Origin of the sequence: Pseudarthrobacter sp. S9 (assembly GCF_050156545.1) — a bacterium.
Taxonomy (GTDB): domain Bacteria; phylum Actinomycetota; class Actinomycetes; order Actinomycetales; family Micrococcaceae; genus Arthrobacter.
The window spans coordinates 4,474,134-4,489,645 of sequence record NZ_CP189576.1 but is presented as its reverse complement, the minus strand read 5'-3'; the positions used below and the strand labels follow the sequence as shown (position 1 = coordinate 4,489,645).

Annotated in this window: 16 protein-coding genes; 8 read left to right on the top strand and 8 right to left on the bottom strand. The window is 66.7% G+C overall.

The genetic code is table 11. From position 1 onward, the window contains the following. Positions 1–21: 21 nt before the first annotated feature. On the bottom strand, positions 22–696 hold the full coding sequence (locus ACQCSY_RS21615; protein WP_427132058.1) for a hypothetical protein: 675 nt from the start codon (positions 694–696) through the stop codon (positions 22–24). A 652-nt stretch (positions 697–1,348) separates the two neighbouring features. Here ACQCSY_RS21615 and ACQCSY_RS21610 point away from each other — a divergent pair. The 5 genes from ACQCSY_RS21610 (at position 1,349) to ACQCSY_RS21590 (ending at position 5,686) form a co-directional block, all read left to right on the top strand. Continuing rightward, positions 1,349–1,855, top strand: a complete 507-nt coding sequence (locus ACQCSY_RS21610) for a sigma-70 family RNA polymerase sigma factor (RefSeq protein WP_427132057.1) — start codon at positions 1,349–1,351, stop codon at positions 1,853–1,855. Beyond that, positions 1,852–2,574 carry an anti-sigma factor family protein gene (locus ACQCSY_RS21605; protein ID WP_427132055.1) on the top strand — a complete coding sequence of 241 codons (723 nt, stop codon included), beginning with the start codon at positions 1,852–1,854 and terminating at the stop codon, positions 2,572–2,574. Before ACQCSY_RS21610 ends, ACQCSY_RS21605 begins: the two co-directional genes overlap by 4 nt. A gap of 232 nt (positions 2,575–2,806) precedes the next feature. Continuing rightward, positions 2,807–3,547, top strand: a complete 741-nt coding sequence (locus tag ACQCSY_RS21600; RefSeq protein WP_427132053.1) for a response regulator transcription factor — start codon at positions 2,807–2,809, stop codon at positions 3,545–3,547. Further along, positions 3,544–4,692 carry a sensor histidine kinase gene (locus ACQCSY_RS21595; protein ID WP_427132051.1) on the top strand — a complete coding sequence of 383 codons (1,149 nt, stop codon included), beginning with the start codon at positions 3,544–3,546 and terminating at the stop codon, positions 4,690–4,692. Before ACQCSY_RS21600 ends, ACQCSY_RS21595 begins: the two co-directional genes overlap by 4 nt. A 316-nt stretch (positions 4,693–5,008) precedes the next feature. Next, positions 5,009–5,686 carry a hypothetical protein gene (locus ACQCSY_RS21590; RefSeq protein ID WP_427132049.1) on the top strand — a complete coding sequence of 226 codons (678 nt, stop codon included), beginning with the start codon at positions 5,009–5,011 and terminating at the stop codon, positions 5,684–5,686. Positions 5,687–5,822: 136 nt separating this feature from the next. On the opposite strand, the gene ACQCSY_RS21585 is transcribed toward ACQCSY_RS21590, so the two are convergent. From ACQCSY_RS21585 to ACQCSY_RS21575, 3 genes are read right to left on the bottom strand one after another with little or no spacing between them, the layout of a single operon-like run. Then, positions 5,823–6,884, bottom strand: coding sequence for an NAD-dependent epimerase/dehydratase family protein (locus ACQCSY_RS21585; RefSeq protein ID WP_427132048.1), 1,062 nt, complete (start codon positions 6,882–6,884; stop codon positions 5,823–5,825). Then, positions 6,881–7,762, bottom strand: a complete 882-nt coding sequence (locus tag ACQCSY_RS21580; RefSeq protein ID WP_427132047.1) for an MTAP family purine nucleoside phosphorylase — start codon at positions 7,760–7,762, stop codon at positions 6,881–6,883. Before ACQCSY_RS21580 ends, ACQCSY_RS21585 begins: the two co-directional genes overlap by 4 nt. Before the next feature lie 50 nt (positions 7,763–7,812). Then, positions 7,813–9,285 carry a glycosyltransferase family 87 protein gene (locus ACQCSY_RS21575; protein ID WP_427132045.1) on the bottom strand — a complete coding sequence of 491 codons (1,473 nt, stop codon included), beginning with the start codon at positions 9,283–9,285 and terminating at the stop codon, positions 7,813–7,815. A gap of 113 nt (positions 9,286–9,398) precedes the next feature. On the opposite strand from ACQCSY_RS21575, the gene ACQCSY_RS21570 reads away from it, so the two are divergent. Together ACQCSY_RS21570 and ACQCSY_RS21565 are read left to right on the top strand one after the other, a co-directional pair. Continuing rightward, a complete protein-coding gene (locus ACQCSY_RS21570; RefSeq protein WP_427132043.1) occupies positions 9,399–10,604 on the top strand; it encodes a molybdopterin-dependent oxidoreductase in 1,206 nt (401 codons plus the stop codon). Between the two features lie 62 nt (positions 10,605–10,666). Then, positions 10,667–11,104: a hypothetical protein gene (locus tag ACQCSY_RS21565; protein ID WP_427132041.1), complete on the top strand. Its 438-nt coding sequence runs from the start codon at positions 10,667–10,669 to the stop codon at positions 11,102–11,104. Here ACQCSY_RS21565 and ACQCSY_RS21560 read toward each other — a convergent pair. The 4 genes from ACQCSY_RS21560 to ACQCSY_RS21545 all read right to left on the bottom strand — a co-directional run bounded on the left by ACQCSY_RS21560 (position 11,044) and on the right by ACQCSY_RS21545 (position 13,920). Beyond that, complete coding sequence (locus ACQCSY_RS21560) at positions 11,044–11,751, bottom strand: class I SAM-dependent methyltransferase (protein WP_427132039.1); 708 nt, start codon at positions 11,749–11,751, stop codon at positions 11,044–11,046. The genes ACQCSY_RS21565 and ACQCSY_RS21560 overlap by 61 nt on opposite strands. Then, entirely contained in the window at positions 11,748–12,416 is a 669-nt protein-coding gene (locus ACQCSY_RS21555) for a TIGR04282 family arsenosugar biosynthesis glycosyltransferase (RefSeq protein WP_427132037.1), read from the bottom strand. The genes ACQCSY_RS21560 and ACQCSY_RS21555 overlap by 4 nt, the downstream gene beginning before the upstream one ends. 8 nt (positions 12,417–12,424) lie before the next feature. Beyond that, positions 12,425–13,141: a glycosyltransferase family 2 protein gene (locus ACQCSY_RS21550; RefSeq protein WP_427135991.1), complete on the bottom strand. Its 717-nt coding sequence runs from the start codon at positions 13,139–13,141 to the stop codon at positions 12,425–12,427. A 110-nt stretch (positions 13,142–13,251) separates the two neighbouring features. Continuing rightward, entirely contained in the window at positions 13,252–13,920 is a 669-nt protein-coding gene (locus ACQCSY_RS21545) for a hypothetical protein (protein WP_427132035.1), read from the bottom strand. 367 nt (positions 13,921–14,287) lie between these two features. On the opposite strand from ACQCSY_RS21545, the gene ACQCSY_RS21540 reads away from it, so the two are divergent. After that, on the top strand, positions 14,288–15,493 hold the full coding sequence (locus tag ACQCSY_RS21540) for a beta-ketoacyl-[acyl-carrier-protein] synthase family protein (protein WP_427132033.1): 1,206 nt from the start codon (positions 14,288–14,290) through the stop codon (positions 15,491–15,493). Positions 15,494–15,512 lie beyond the last annotated feature (19 nt).

The window sequence follows — 15,512 nt, the reverse complement described above, 5'->3', positions numbered from 1 at the left end:
ACCAGGGTCGCGGGGCGTCGCCTACTCGGCCAGATATGAGTCCACTGCTTGCTCCAGCAGGGGGCTGTAAAGGTCCCAGGATTCGGCCGGCGAGGCCACGACCAGAACACTGCTGCCCCGGGTTCCTGCTATGAGGCAAGCTATTTCACGATAGCGGTGCGCATCGATGCGTGTCACATAGCTGTCGGCCACGCACGAGCCGGTGCCTCCGCGGAAAGGCATACCAGCCCGGTTCGACAGCAGGGTCGCGGATGCCGCGTTCTCGCCCGTGAGGTGGTCGAGGCGGAACTGGGGCCAATTGGCCTGCGATTCTTCGCCCTGCTTCGGCGTGGCGTTCAGGTAGATCTGGAGGGCACCGTTCGCTGCGGTCATCTCTGCGGATACGCTGCCAGGGTCCCCATCCACGGGAGATGCATCGGGTGGGATGGGCAGCACTGCCGTTCCGGCTGGAAGTGCCATGAGTCTCCACCCGGCTGGGGCCGGTCCGGCTTGGAACCAGGCGAACGGTGTTGTTCCGGACGGAGAAGCCGCCCGGATCTGGTTCTGATCCCGGGAACTGCAGCCGCTCGTGACCATCACCGTCGCCCCCAGCAGTCCGAGGAACAGCCGTGCCCTGCGGCGGCCCGATCGAAGCGCCCCCTCGATGCTACTTGTTTCCGTCACCGTCGTCCGGGCCTCCGTTGTTGTCGCCGTCATGATCGTTTCCTCTAGGTGCCCGAGCGGGCGGAGCCGCCGGTGGCGGGGCTGGTGCGGGCGGCGCAACCGCCGGCGGGGCGGGTGCGGGCGGGACAACCGCCGGTGGCGGGGCCGGTGCGCGGGTCACTGGGTCCTTGGGCGATGGTGACGGAGTCCCTGCCGCGGGGACTGTTGTGACTGTAGATGGACCAGGTGCCGGCGTCGCTGGATGTCCAACGAAGCAGGCTCCTAGCAACAGGGTTGTGCCCAGCGCCGCGGCGGCATACACCCGGCGAGGCTTCTTCATTGTGCCCTCCTCAGGGAAGGCCCGGCATGGACAGTCGGGCTTGTACCTAAAAACGATCCCGGGGGCCTGCGGGTTCAACGTCGGCCTCGACTCTGGCTGCCAGCAGAGCCTCGGCACCCGGTCAGCGCGGCAGCTCCATCGGGCCGGCACCGCCCGGCGTGGCCAGGGTTTCTCGGACGCCGCCGCTGACGGGGCAAGATCGAACAGCGTGGGCGGGCGCGCCGGGGTCTCCGGGAGGGGGAATCTGACGGTCACCGCCAGATCCGGACCGACATGCGCAAGCTGCGTGCCAGAAATGCGGGTCTGCCACCCGCTCCAGGTGAACCGACAACCGGCCGGCGTCGTCCTATATCTAAGGAGGCAGAAATGTCCGATCAGGAGGCCGAGTTACTGCGTTCGCTGCACGAGACCTACGGCCCCGCGTTGCGGCGATTCGTTACGAGACTGACCGGTGACCGCATGCTGGCGGAGGACGTCGTGCAGGAGACCTTGATCCGCGCATGGCAACATCCGGCGGTTCTGCAGCGCACGGAGGCGGCGGTGCGGGCGTGGCTTTACACGGTTGCCCGCAATCTGGTTATCGATGACCGGCGCAGCGCCCGGCGGCGCCATGAAACCGGAGCGGAGCGGCCACCGGAGATTCCAGCGGCGGATAGGATCGACAGGATCTTGGATGCGTGGCTGGTATCGGATGCTTTGGCCGGATTGTCCGCCGAGCACAGAGCCGTAATCGTCCACTCGTACTATCAACGAGAGACAACGGCTGAAATCGCTCAAAGCCTTCAGTTGGCGGAGGGAACGGTGAAGTCCAGGTTGCACTATGCGCTGAGGGCTCTGCGGCTGGCTCTGCAGGAAGGAGGAGTGACTCCATGAGCCAGAATGGAATGGATGATTACCGCCGCTGGGATGCCGCATATGTGCTGGGATCCCTGCTTCCCCCTGAGCGTCATGAGTTCGAGGAGCACCTGTCCGGATGCGCCGGATGCAGGGACGCCGTGACCGAACTTGCCGGGCTGCCGTCACTGCTGGCCGCTCTTTCACCCGAGGAGGCACAAGCCCTCGGGCGGACTGACGGCGTCACGTCCCCGCCGGGGCTGCTCCCCGGGCTGGCGGAAAAGGTCCGGCGGCGGCGGCGGCGGACTCGTCTGGCCGTTGCCGGACTTGTGCTGGGCGCCGCAGCGGCGTCCGGGGCGGTGACCGTGGCGGTCACTGCCCCGCCGCCGGCCGTGCAGACGCAGGCGCCATCAGCAACGGCCCTGAACTTCACCCCCGTCGTTGCCAGCGCGCTGGCTGCGAAGGGATCCTTGACAGGGCAGCCGTGGGGAACGCGGATCGACTGGGAGTGCACGTACACGCTTTCCCCGACTGAGTACCCCTTACAGGCAGGACCCGGCGACCCCCGCACCCCGGAGGAGTACAGTCTGATGGTTGTTGACGCCCAAGGCGTCACGACACAAGTGGCGAGCTGGACGGCGACCCCCGGGACGGTTGCCACGCCGACGGCGACCACCACTATCCAGGCCGCAGACATCCATCGCGTCGAAATCCGTGCCGTTGGCAGCGGAAGGACACTTCTTAGCGCCCGGCCGTAACTTCGCCTACACGTGCGGGACGGATGAATGTTTGACGCCGGTGGACCCCGACGAGCTGACACCCGCGCAGGCGTCGCTATTTCTGACCGACCCGCCATGATCGTCGCCGATGGCCTGATGGCAGCTGTCGGACACGGCCGCACGCGGCCGGAATGTCTTACGAAACAAACACAGTCCCCCGATATGGCCTTGGAGGCTCGCAGCCGGGCCCGGAGCGACCTAAGGTGAGAACATGGCCCGAACTCAAGGCACTCCGCGGCCGTTCGGCGACGATCTGCGTGACCGGCGCGTCCTTGTCGTAGAGGACGACCCCACCGTCCGGGAAGTCGCCTGCGACTACCTCCGCTCCGCCGGCTTCATCGTCGACGAAGCCATCGACGGGATCAGCGCCCTGAAGGCCGCGGAGCGGACCCGGCCCGACCTGATCGTGCTGGATCGGATGCTTCCCGGGATCAGCGGAGCCGAAGTCTGTAGAAGAATCCGGGACGGCGCTTCGACGCCTATTATCATGCTCACCGCACTCGGTTCCACCGAGGAGCGCATCGAGGGCCTTGAAGCAGGCGCCGACGACTACCTGGCCAAGCCGTTTTCCCCCCGGGAACTCGTTCTACGCGTTCAATCGATCCTTCGGCGCAGCGTCACGGACATCACACCCGAAGCCCCCTTCGTCCTGGGCGGCTTCCGCGTGGATGCGTCCAACCGCAAGATCTTCAGGGACGGCCAGTTGCTCGGCCTCTCGGTGCGCGAATTCGATCTGCTCGCCTTCCTCCTGAAACACCCCGACCAGGTCTTCAGCCGGGCGCAGCTTCTGAAAGAAGTATGGCGGTGGAACTTCGGTGACCTTTCCACCGTCACCGTCCATGTCCGCCGGGTCCGCGAGAAGATCGAAGACGACCCAACGAAACCGCGGTTCCTGACCACCGAATGGGGCGTCGGATACCGGCTGAGCGTCCAAGGAAACGGTGAACCATGATTGCGCTCGACGACTTCCGAACCATCCTCCTCACCGCGGTGGCCGCGACGGCGGTCGTCGCCGCCATCGCATGTATCACCCTGCGTCTCGCGCGGCACAAATCGATGCTCTTGCAGTTGCTCATCGTCGTCGCGGCCACCGTTGCTTCGATTGCGGCGGCAACGGTCGCCATCGCTGCCGAGATGTATATCTCGAATCACGACCTCGTCGTGTTGTGCTGGGTGATCGGTGTCGGCGCCGTCGTCAGTCTGGGTGTCGCAGCGCTGATCGGCGTCGGCATCACCCGCACTAGCGCACGGCTGCGGTCCACGGCCCGGGCGATCGGGGAAGGGCAGATCGTCCTCCCGGAGGATCACGACGGACTGGAGTTCGCCGCATTGGCACGGGAACTGGCCGAAACTTCGCAACGGCTCGCCCGGTCCCGGCAGGAGGTCGCGACGCTGGACGAATCACGCCGCCGCCTCGTCGCATGGATCTCCCATGATCTGCGGACGCCGCTCGCAGCGCTGCGCGCGATGGCAGAATCCCTCGAGGACGGCGTCGCCGAAGAACCCGCCCGCTACCACCGGCAGATCCGCGTCCAGGCAGAGACCCTGGCGAGCATGGTCGACGACCTGTTCGAACTGTCGAAGATCCAGTCAGGGACGCTTTCGCTGAACATGGAGCCCGTATCACTGTTCGACCTGGTCAGTGACGCTGTCGCCGACCTCCACCCGGTTGCCGCATCGCGATCGATCACCCTCAAAGAGTCCCGCACTGGAAACCTCACCCTTTTCGGCGACGCACGGGAACTCTCCCGGGTAATCGACAACCTCCTCATGAACGCCATCCAGCATTCTCCCGCGAACAGCGAAATCCTCATCTCTGCCCGCGAGACCGGGAACGAACACGTCGCCCTGAGTGTGGTGGACGCCGGCGGCGGAATCCCGGAAGAAGACCTCGGGAAGATTTTCGACGCCGGCTGGCGGGGAACGCCATCTCGGACGCCCGCACTCGCATTCGAAATGTCCGCCGGGGCGGGCCTCGGGCTTGCCATTGTGGCCGGCATCGTCGAAGCCCACGCCGGCGGAGTCAGCGTCCGCAACGTCCCCGGCGGATGCCAATTCGACGTCACCCTCCCGCGGTTCGGAGCCAGTGCCGCATAGGCGGCAAGGCTGAAAGCAACACCATTCCCGTGATCCGCCAGATCTGGAGTCGTCCTGGATCCGACCCCGCGGAACCCCGGGGGAGGGACGCCGTCGGAACAGAGCAAGTCGCCAGCTGAGACAGTAGCTCGGTCTGTAACGGAATGGTGACGGTTTCGGTGTAACCCATCCGCGGCGTGGTTGCCGTCGAAGCACTCCTGAAAGACAAACACCGGCCCCGCCGGGGACTCATGGTCTCGGACCATGGCCGGCGGGGAATGGGACAAGCACGAATCACTCGGTTCAATCCAATCAATCGCTTCAAGGAGCACACCAAATGCGTACCTCGATCAAGACCTTTCTGGGGGCGGCAGCGGCCGGTTCCCTCATGTTCTCCCTGGCCGCCTGCAGCCCGGCCAGCAACACCTCCGCCGCCCCCGCTTCCTCGTCGTCCTCCGCGTCCGCAGAAACGGCCAAGCCGCTGGCCTCGATCCCGGCCCTGACCGGGACCAGCACCGCGGTCAAGCTCGACGCCTCCTTCGCCAAGGCCCTGGAGACCCTCAAGCTCACCCCGGGCGTCATCGGCACCGCCGCACTCACCGACGGCTCCCTCGTCTTCCCGATCACCGGCGGCAAGGTCGACTACTACGACCCGTCCAAGGACTACCGCCCCTACGTCCAGGGCCTGATCAGCCACGCCGGCTCCGGCTTCTCCCTCACCTCCGGGGACACCAAGGTCGACCTCACCAACTTCACCATCGACCCGGGCACCTCCAAGCTCTACGGTGACGTCGCCGTCAACGGCACGACCGCCGCGAAGCAGGCCTACATCTTCAACCTCGACGGCTCCACCCTCAAGCCCCTCGCGAAGGCCGGCGACACCGCGATCCTGGAAGGCACCCGCGTGCTGATCTCCGACACCGCCGCCGGCCTGCTGAACAAGACCTTCAAGACCGACGCCGTCAAGGCCGGCATGCTCGTCGGCATCGCCAAGATCACCGTCAACACCAAATAACACCCAGCGGCGAAAACCTGCCGCCGGCAGCGGCGCAGGACGGCTACAGGAGGAAGCCACGGACCTTGGGGGTCTGTGGCTTTCCTCTTGCGCGTACACGTCCCACCGCCATGGGCAGCGGGCGGGCTCGACTGCGTCAGCCCGGTTCGCCGCGCAGGGGGGCGGTGGCGAATTCCCGCATGCCCTCGTCGAAGCCCACGCCCGGCGCCCAGCCGAGTTCGGCCTTGATCAGCTCGGAGGACGCGGTGACATGCCGTACATCACCTAATCTGTACTCGCCGGTCACAACGGGCTCGGGGCCGGCGCTGAATTTGCTCAGCGCAGCGGCGACGTCGCCGATCGTGTGCACCTCGTCGGCGCCGACGTTGTAGGCGTGGAAGCCCGAGGCATCGTTTCCGGCCAGCCACTCGAGCGCGGCGATGTTTGCGGCGGCCACGTCCCGGACGTGGATGAAACTGCGCCGCTGGGCGCCGTCTTCGAACACCCTCGGGCCCTCGCCGCGGGCCAGGGCCGAACGGAACAGAGATGCGACGCCGGCGTAGGGCGTATCCCGCGGCATCCGCGGGCCATAGACATTGTGGTACCGCAAGGCGACCGCCGCGCCGCCGGTGCTGCGGGCCCAGGCAGCGGCGAGGTGTTCCTGGCTCAGTTTCGATGCCGCGTAGACGTTGCGCGGGTCAAGGGTGGCATCTTCTGTCACCATGGCCGGAGTGAGGACCATGCCGGTCGCCGGGTTGCGAGGGTCATAGATACCTGCGCGCAGATCGGCCTCGGTGCGGGGTCCGGGCCTGACCGGCAGGCCGGTCGCGGGGTCCGTGTAGGCGCCCTCGCCGTAAACCACCATCGAGGAAGCCAGGACCAGCCGGGGGATGCTGTGGCGTTCCATGGCGGCCAGCAGGACTGCGGTCGCGTAGTCGTTGTTGCGGATGTAGTCCGGCGCGTCCGCGAAACTGACGCCCAGTCCCACTTTTGCGCTTTGGTGGCAGACCGTGTCGATTCCCTCCAGTGCCCCGTCCACTATGTCCGGGTCGGTGACGTCGCCGGCGATCAGCTCCACTCGCGGGTCGAAGGCCGGCGGGCCGGGGTGGATGGACGGATCCAGCGAGTCCAGTACCCGCACGGCCCAGCCCTTGGCCAGGGCGGCGTCGACGATGTGGGAGCCGATAAACCCCGCGCCGCCCGTGACCAGGAGCCTCATCGGGCGGTTACCCCTTCACGGCTGACCGGGAGTGCCATGATCCTGTCCACCGCCCCCGGGTCCACCAGTGTGCGCGGGGCGTAGTTGTCGCCGATCGCGGCAATGGCCGCTTCGAGCACGGCGAGGATGTTGTGCTGGACACTTTTCAGTCGCGCAAAGACGGCGTCGGCCGTCACGGGATCCGAGCCGTCATGCCCGGTGTCCGAATCGGTGATGAAGGCCAGATTGGCGAAGCCCATGTTCAGCTCGGCTGCCAGCACGGGTTCGGGGTACTGGGTCATGCTGATGATGTCCGCGCCGCCAGTGACGTACCAGGCGGACTCGGCCTTCGTTGAAAAGCGCGGCCCGTTGATCACCACCACCGTTCCTTCCGGGGCCGAGGGCAGATTCTGTGCGGCAAGAGCGGCGTTGAGATGGGTACGCAGTGCCGGGCAAAAGGGTTCCGCGGCAGGCAGGTGCTGGACACCGGCCGGGAGGACGCCCTCCGCCGCAGTGCCGTCGTAGAAGGTATCGGCACGTCCCCAGGTGCGGTCGATCAGCTGGTCGGTGACGACGAAGGTCTCAGGCCCGAAGCCTTCCCGCAGCCCGCCGACTGCCGAGGACGAAATCACGCCCTCAACCCCGAGGCTTTTCAGTGCCCACATGTTGGCGCGGTAGTTGATCTTCTGGGGCGGAAGCGTGTGTCCGCCGCCATGGCGGGGGAGGAAGGCGACGGTCCGGCCCGCCACCTCCGCCAGCGTCACGGGGCCCGACGGCGGCCCGTAAGGGGTGTCGACGTCGACGGTCGCCTGAACGGTTGCTCCGGGGAGCCGGTACGTGCCGGAACCTCCGATGATTCCGATGCGCGCCTGCGTTTTGCCGGGGGTTGCTTGTTCCATAGGGCAATCCTGCCATCCGTGACCGGCCTCGGCTGACAGCGAGGACGTGTTCAGGCCCCTTCGACGGCGCCCTTCCGCACTTCGGCCTGGAGCGCACCCTCGGCGGCACGTCTGAGCTCGGCGCGGCGGCGCAGCCATCCCCCAGCAACCACGGCCAGGGCGGCGGTGAGCAGGGCGCCTTGGTTGATTGCCTCACTGTATGGTGCGACGGAAGGCACCATGTAGATGATATCCAAGGCAAGGATCACGGCCACGTACTCCCATCGCCGGCTCAGGACGATGAACGGCAGCAGCATCAGGGCATACCACGGGTAGTTCGGGCTGACGATCAACAGCGTCAGCCCGATCATGACCGTCTGCTGATCCCAGATGTTCCCGGCGCTGGTCCGCCGAAGCACTCCCAACGCAACGATACCCAGTGCAACAGCGCTGAGTACGGGGGGCCACGGACCGGCGGAGATGATCTGCGCAAGCCCGAACCGGATGCCACCGCTCTGGCTGTAGCCCTCTTCCTTGAGGTAACCGGGCAGGAAGCCCAGAACGCTGGCACCGGCTGCGGCCACATAGGGCACGTACAAGACCGCGAAGGTGCCAAGCGCGGCGGCTATGAAGCGGGCCGGGCGCCTGAACAGGAGGGCCGGGGCGGCGATGACGGGAATGAGTTTCGTCGCCACCGCGGCTCCGAACGCCGCTCCGGACCGGAACGGCTTGCCGGTGGCCAGCAGCATCCCGGCGGCGAGGATCAGGGCTCCGCCGAGAAGGTCCACGTGGGCGTTGTTCACGGCCTCAAGCTGCACGAACGGGCTCCAGCCCCACACCGCGGCCAGGTGGAGGGGCAGGCCTCGCCGGGTCAGCACACGGAGCAGCATCAGCGCGACGGCCGCACTGATCAGCAGGCCGCCGAGCTGGAAGGGAAAGTAACCGGCCGTGTCCGGGACGGTGGACCGCACCGCCAAGAAGTAGATTTCGGCCGTAGGCGGATAGATGGTGGGCACGTGCGGCCGGTTGATGGCCGTGCACAGGGGCGCCGCGGAGGGATAGCCGGAAGCGGGCACGGACTCTGTCTCGAACAGATCCTTGGGACAAACAGGCCTGGAGTCGTCTCCGGACGCGCCCGGGGCGAACAGCCAGTCAGGCCTGAGCCTGCTCACGGTCTCATCGATAGGCACGTACGAATAGGGGGATATGCCGGCTTTTTGGACGATTCCATCCCACGCGTACCGGGCGGAATCGTTGCTGGTCCGGGGCGGCGCGCTCATTGCAACCAGGCCGAGCAGCATCGTTCCTGCGATGATCACGGCGCCCACCCGGCGCCGCGGCACGTGCCGCAGGACGCGGACGGAAGCGATGAGAACGAGCCATGAGAGGCAGGTGCCGACAACGGGCGCGGATGCGAACGCGTTCCCGGGGACCACCATCCACCACAACACAGCCGCAGCGAAAACAAACAGTGCCGGAAGGACAACGAACAGCCTGAGCCTGCTGCCGGTTGTCTGGGGTGATGCTGTTGTACTGGGGGTCACTCTTTGATCCTGCCCCATTTCGAGTCCGGTCGATGCATGCAAACTCCGGTTATTCCGAGAACTGTAAGGTCTGGTGCGCCCCGTTGCGGCCGGAATGGTGGTGTGATCTATTTATGGAGAAGCTCACAAACGCCTTGGCCGCCAGGTTCGCCTCGCCGACGCGCAGTACCCGGCTGACGGTTGTCCTGGGACGCTGGCTTGGCCTGAGCTTCACCATCTGTTTCCTCACCGGGCTGTTCAGCCACGGGCTGCAGGAGCCGCCATCGTGGATGTTCTTTCCGACGAGTCCCGCCTGGATTTACCAACTGACGCAGGGAATTCACGTGACGTCAGGCATTGCCGCCATTCCGCTGCTCCTGGCGAAATTGTGGGCGGTCTATCCCGAGCTGTTGAAATGGCCGCCGGTCCGGTCCGTGGTTCACGGCTTGGAGCGGGGGTCCATTGCCTTGTTCATCGCCGCCTCGCTCCTGCAACTCACGACAGGCCTGATCAACACCTACAAGTGGTACCCGTGGCCATTCCCGTTCCGTGAAACGCATTTCTGGCTTGCATGGGTCATCTGGGGGTCGCTGCTGCTGCATATCGCCGTGAAGCTGCCGGCGGTCATCGAGCACTGGCGCGCTCGTCCCGGCAGCGGGCTTCAGGAGGCCTCCGACGCCGGTGCCTCCGACGCCGGGGAGGGGACGCCTGGGAAGACGGTCCCCGCGTTGTCCCCGGCTCCCGGGCGCTGGTCCCGGCGTGCGTTCCTGGCCGCTGTCGGCACAACCACGGGTGTTGTCGTGCTCACGACGGCCGGTCAGTCGCTGTCCTGGCTCGGCCCACTGAACTTTTTTGCGCCCCGGAACATGGGTACCGGACCCCAATCCGTCCCGGTCAACCGGACAGCGGCCGACGCGAAAGTCGCCGCCTTCGCCGAGTCGGGCGACTGGAAGCTGACAGTCATCCACCAGGGCACCATCCGCACATTCAGTCTCGCGGAGCTCCGGGCACTGCCGCAGTACGACCACGAGCTGCCCATCGCGTGCGTGGAAGGCTGGAGCCAGACCGCCCGCTGGCGGGGCGTACCGATCCGGGACCTGGTCGCCGCCGTCGGGGCGCCGTCGGCCTCTTCGCTCCGGGTAACCAGTCTCGAACCCGAGGGTAACTACCGGACAATGGCCATGCCCGCCGTTTACGTCCAGGATGAGCGCACCCTGGTGGCACTGGAACTCAACGGCGAGACCCTGGACCTGGACCACGGCTACCCGGCCCGGATCATCGCCCCAGGACGCCCCGGCGTCCTGCAAACCAAATGGCTGCAGACAGTGGAGGTCCTGTGAAACCGGAAAGGCCAGCCGAAAGCGCGGCTCCCGCGAGGGCGGGAAACAATACTGTGAAAATCATGCGGATAGTCCTCGGACTGGCGGGCGTGGCCCTGCTCGGGTATGGCCTCCTGGGCCTGCCCACCAAGCTTGGCCCCTCGCAGCTGCTGGGGCTCCTGCTCTGGATGGCCGTGGCCGTCCTTCTGCACGATGGCGTCATTGTGCCGGTGTCCACCCTGGCCGGCGCGGGTCTCACCCGCCTGGGCTCCGGTTTGCGCCCGGCTTCGGCCGCCGTCCTCCGCGGTGCACTCATGACGGGAGCCGTGGTGACACTGATCGCAGGGATACTGCTGAAGGCCCAGTCGGTGGCCCGCAATACCAGCGTCCTGGAGGGGGACTACGCCGGCACCCTGATCCGGTTCTGGGTGATCCTGGCCGTTCTCGCCGCCGTCCTCATTTACGGGATTGAACGTACCGGTTCCGGCCCGGGTGAGAGCCCGCAAAAGACGCGGCCCTGAAGATACCAGGCGGAGGAAACCGTCCACCCGGTGGCCCGGGCCCGGGATTCCAGGGCCGCCCTGCCGATCCGCGCCCAGCAGAAGGGCTCGCTCCGGTTGCCGCGTTCGTCCTCCAGCACGGCCGGGTAGACGATGTCCAGGTACTCGTCGGCTTCCACTTCCACCAGTAGCGTCCCGGACGGGTCAATGAGCTGCCGGCATCGGCGGAGCAGGGAGGTGACGCTTCCCCCGATACCGATGTTGCCGTCGAGCAGAATGACGGATTGCCAGTGGCCGGACCGAGGTACCGGCGAAAATATAGACTGCTGGAGCGCGCGGGCGCCGCGGCCGCGTGCCCAGCCGACCGCTTCGGGGCTGGTGTCGATGCCCAGGGCGGCCAGGCCCATCAGCTGGGCAGCGACCAGCAGCCTCCCGGGTCCGCAGCCTACGTCCAGGACCGGTCCTTGCAGATTCCTCAGCAGGGACCGTTCCAGGAGGCTGGCCTCCGCGCACCAGCTGCCGACGTCGAACTCCACCGTGCCGCCGTGATGGTCCACGCTGTCCGGACGCAGTGTCAGAGTGCCGGACCCATCCTGAAGCGCCCGAGCATAGGGCTCACGGTCGCCTTGGCCAAAGACGGCCACGGGCGCCACGCTGACCGCCGTCACCGCAGCGCTCCGGCACCGAGCGGTGAGCCGTGCGTGCGGTCCGCGGCTTCAGCTACCGCGCATGAGAATTCCGTGCCGGGGATCCCGGCCGCGATTTCCACGGCGTCATCGAAGTAGTCCATATCCCGCAGTTCGGGCAGGATCCCGACGCTGAGCCCCGCGGCGGACAGCCGTGCGAGCTGCTCGGCTCCTGTCCGATCGGTGGACATCGCCACTCCCCGGATCAGTGCCCCGTGAGGCTGGCGCAGCGCCAGGGCCCAAAACCCGCCATCCGTTGCCGGGCCCATCCACGCGTCATGCATGGCTGGATCCGACGACCAGTCCCGGAGCAGCGGCGCCACATGGTGCCTTGAAATTTGTGGGGTATCCATGCCGATAATCAGGAGCGGACCGTCGGCTGCATCGCAGATGGCAGCAAGCCGTTCGTCCAGGCCTCCGGATGCCTGCGGCACCACGGTGAAGTGCTCGGCGTCGCGGCGAGTCGGCGTTCCGTCCATGACCAGCACCCGGTGCCGCAACGGGAGGAGTCGTACCGTGTCCAGGGTGCGGCTGAGACTGAGCTGCGCCAGGTTGGCGGCATCCTCAGGGGTCAGCCGCGGGCTGAGCCGGGTCTTGACCCGCCCCGGTAAACACTGCTTGGCGATGACCGCCACTGTCAGATCCATGCTTTGCCTCATGCAGATTCTTCGGTGCCGGCGGCGTTCCGGACCGGTCCGGAACGTAACGCCGCCGTGGCAGCCCTGAGCTGGGCTGACATGTCCAGCACCGCGGTCAGCGTTCCGCGGATTGTGCCGGTCACCTTGGATTGGCCGGTGCGTGGGGCATACGGAACGGAGATTTCCGTGATCCGCCAGCCGCGGAGGCTCGCCTTGAGGAACATTTCCAGCGGGTAACCGCTGCGGCGGTCCGCCAACCCCAGGGACAGCAGGTCCAGGCGGCGTGCTGCCCGCATCGGTCCGAGATCAGTCACCCGTTCCCCCGTCAGACGCCGGAGCCGCCATGCCAAGACTCCGTTGGCCATGCGGGCGTGAAGGGGCCAGGAGCCGCGTTGCGGCCTACGGCTGCCCAGCACCAGGTCCGCGCTTCCGTCCATGACCGGAGCGAGAAGCATCGGCAGCTGCGCAGGGTCCAGCGAACCATCACAGTCGCAGAACGCAACGAACTCCGCCGCCGCCGCGAGCAGTCCGGCATGGGCGGCAGCCCCGAAACCCCGGCGTTCCTCCGCGACCACAACGGCGCCCAGACTGGCCGCTAGCTCAGCGGAACCGTCCATGGAACCGTTGTCGACGACGATGGCCCGGTACCCCTCCGGCATGCGGGACAGCACCCATGGCAGGGCACCCCGCTCGTTCAAACACGGAAGAACGACATCAACGACGGCTCCGGTCATTTCAATCACCTCTCAAGGCTACGATTCCCGCGGCGTCGCTTCGCCCGGGATTCCTTACGGAATGCGCACGGTGTGTGGACTCCCCGTCCGGCAGGTCTGCCGGTGGCGGGTTATTTGGTGTTGACGGTGATCTTGGCGATGCCGACGAGCATGCCGGCCTTGACGGCGTCGGTCTTGAAGGTCTTGTTCAGCAGGCCGGCGGCGGTGTCGGAGATCAGCACGCGGGTGCCTTCGAGCACGGCGGTGTCGCCGGACTTCTGCAGGGGCTTGAGGGTGGAGCCGTCGAGGTTGAAGATGTAGGCCTGCTTCGCGGCGGTCGTGCCGTTGACGGCGACGTCACCGTAGAGCTTGGAGGTGCCCGGGTCGATGGTGAAGTTGGTGAGGTCGACCTTGGCGTCCCCGGAGGTGAGGGAGAAGCCGGAGCCGGCGTGGCTGATCAGGCCCTGGACGTAGGGGCGGTAGTCCTTGGACGGGTCGTAGTAGTCGACCTTGCCGCCGGTGATCGGGAAGACGAGGGAGCCGTCGGTGAGTGCGGCGGTGCCGATGACGCCCGGGGTGAGCTTGAGGGTCTCCAGGGCCTTGGCGAAGGAGGCGTCGAGCTTGACCGCGGTGCTGGTCCCGGTCAGGGCCGGGATCGAGGCCAGCGGCTTGGCCGTTTCTGCGGACGCGGAGGACGACGGGGTGGCGGGGGCGTTGTTGGCCGGGCTGCAGGCGGCCAGGGAGAACATGAGGGAACCGGCCGCTGCCGCGCCCAGAAAGGTCTTGATCGAGGTACGCATTTGGTGTGCTCCTTGAAGCGATTGATTGGATTGAAGCAAGTGATTCGTGCTTGTCCCGTTCCCCGCCGGCCATGGTCCCGGACCATGAGTCCCCGGCGGGGCCGGAGTTTGTCTGTCAGCAGCACTTCGACGGCAACCACGCCGCGGATGGGTTACACCGGGACCGTCACCATTCGGACGCCAAACCCGGGCGGGATGATTGTATGGGCCAGGGCACGGCCCACGAAGCCGTCCGGCCGCCGGACGGCTTCGAACCCCTGTAAGGTACGGTGCGGCCGCGTTTCGTGATCGCAGGTCCGGCCGCCCGGAGTTGTCTTGTTTGGAGGGAAGGTTGTTTTCTGTGTCCGAAAATTCGGTAGGAGTGGTCGTGACCGGGATGGGGGCCGTGACCCCGGTAGGCGCGACTGCGGCCTTGACGTGGGACGGGCTTCTTGAGGGACGGTCCGGGATCAGCATGCTGGATGACCCGTGGGCGCAAGGTCTGCCGGTCCGTGTTGCCGGTCGGGTTACTGCGGATCCTGCCGTCCTTCTCTCGACCCGGGAGTACCGGCGGATGGACCGTTGTGGTCACTTGGCGCTGATTGCGGCGCGGGAGGCCTGGGCGCAAGCGGGGCGACCGGAAGTCGATCCTGAACGGCTCGCCGTCGTCATCGGTTCCGGGTACGGCGGCCTGGGAACGGTCGTGGCCCAGACCCGGCTCCTGGACAGTGGCGGTCCCCGGCGTGTGTCTCCGCACACCCTTACACAGATCATGGCCAATGGCCCCGCGGCGTGGGTGTCGATTGACGTGGGCGCAAGGGGCGGGGCGCGCACCCCGGTCAGCGCCTGCGCGTCCGGGGCCGAAGCGATCGCCGAGGGTGCGGAAATGATCAGATCCGGCGCCGTGGACGTCGTTGTCGCCGGCGGTGTTGACGCCTGTGTCAACGAACTGACCATTGCCGGATTCGCCCAGATCCGCGCGCTCTCCACGAGCGACCGCGGCCCGGAAGAAGTCTCCAGGCCGTTCGACCGGGACCGGAGCGGCTTCGTGATCGCAGAAGGTTCCGGGATTCTCGTGTTGGAGCGTGAGGACTTCGCGCGGGCCCGCAGTGCGGAGGTCTACGGGCGGATAGCCGGGGCCGCTGTTACTTCCGATGCAGGCGACATCGTCGCGGCCGACCCTGCGATGCAGCGCCGCGTGATGCAGAAGGCCTTGGCGGCGGCTTCGCTCACGGGACCGGACATCGGGTTCGTCCACGCCCATGCGACGTCGACTCCGCTGGGTGACCGTCTGGAGGCCGGCGCAATTGCCGCTGTGGTCGGGAATCAGGTACCTGTCACGTCGACGAAGTCGATGACCGGCCACATGCTCGGAGGAGCCGGGGCCGTCGGGGCCATCGTGACTCTCCAGGCCCTCCGCACGGGGATGCTCCCGGGTACCAGGAACATCGACAATCCGGATCCGGCGATCGGACTCAATATCAAAAACGAGTCAAGCCGGTGTGACGCAGCGACCGCCGCCATCACGAACGCCTTCGGCTTCGGTGGCCACAGCGTGTCCCTGGTCATCACTGCGGCAACGGCAACCCTTTGATGACCGTTCAGTGACGGAG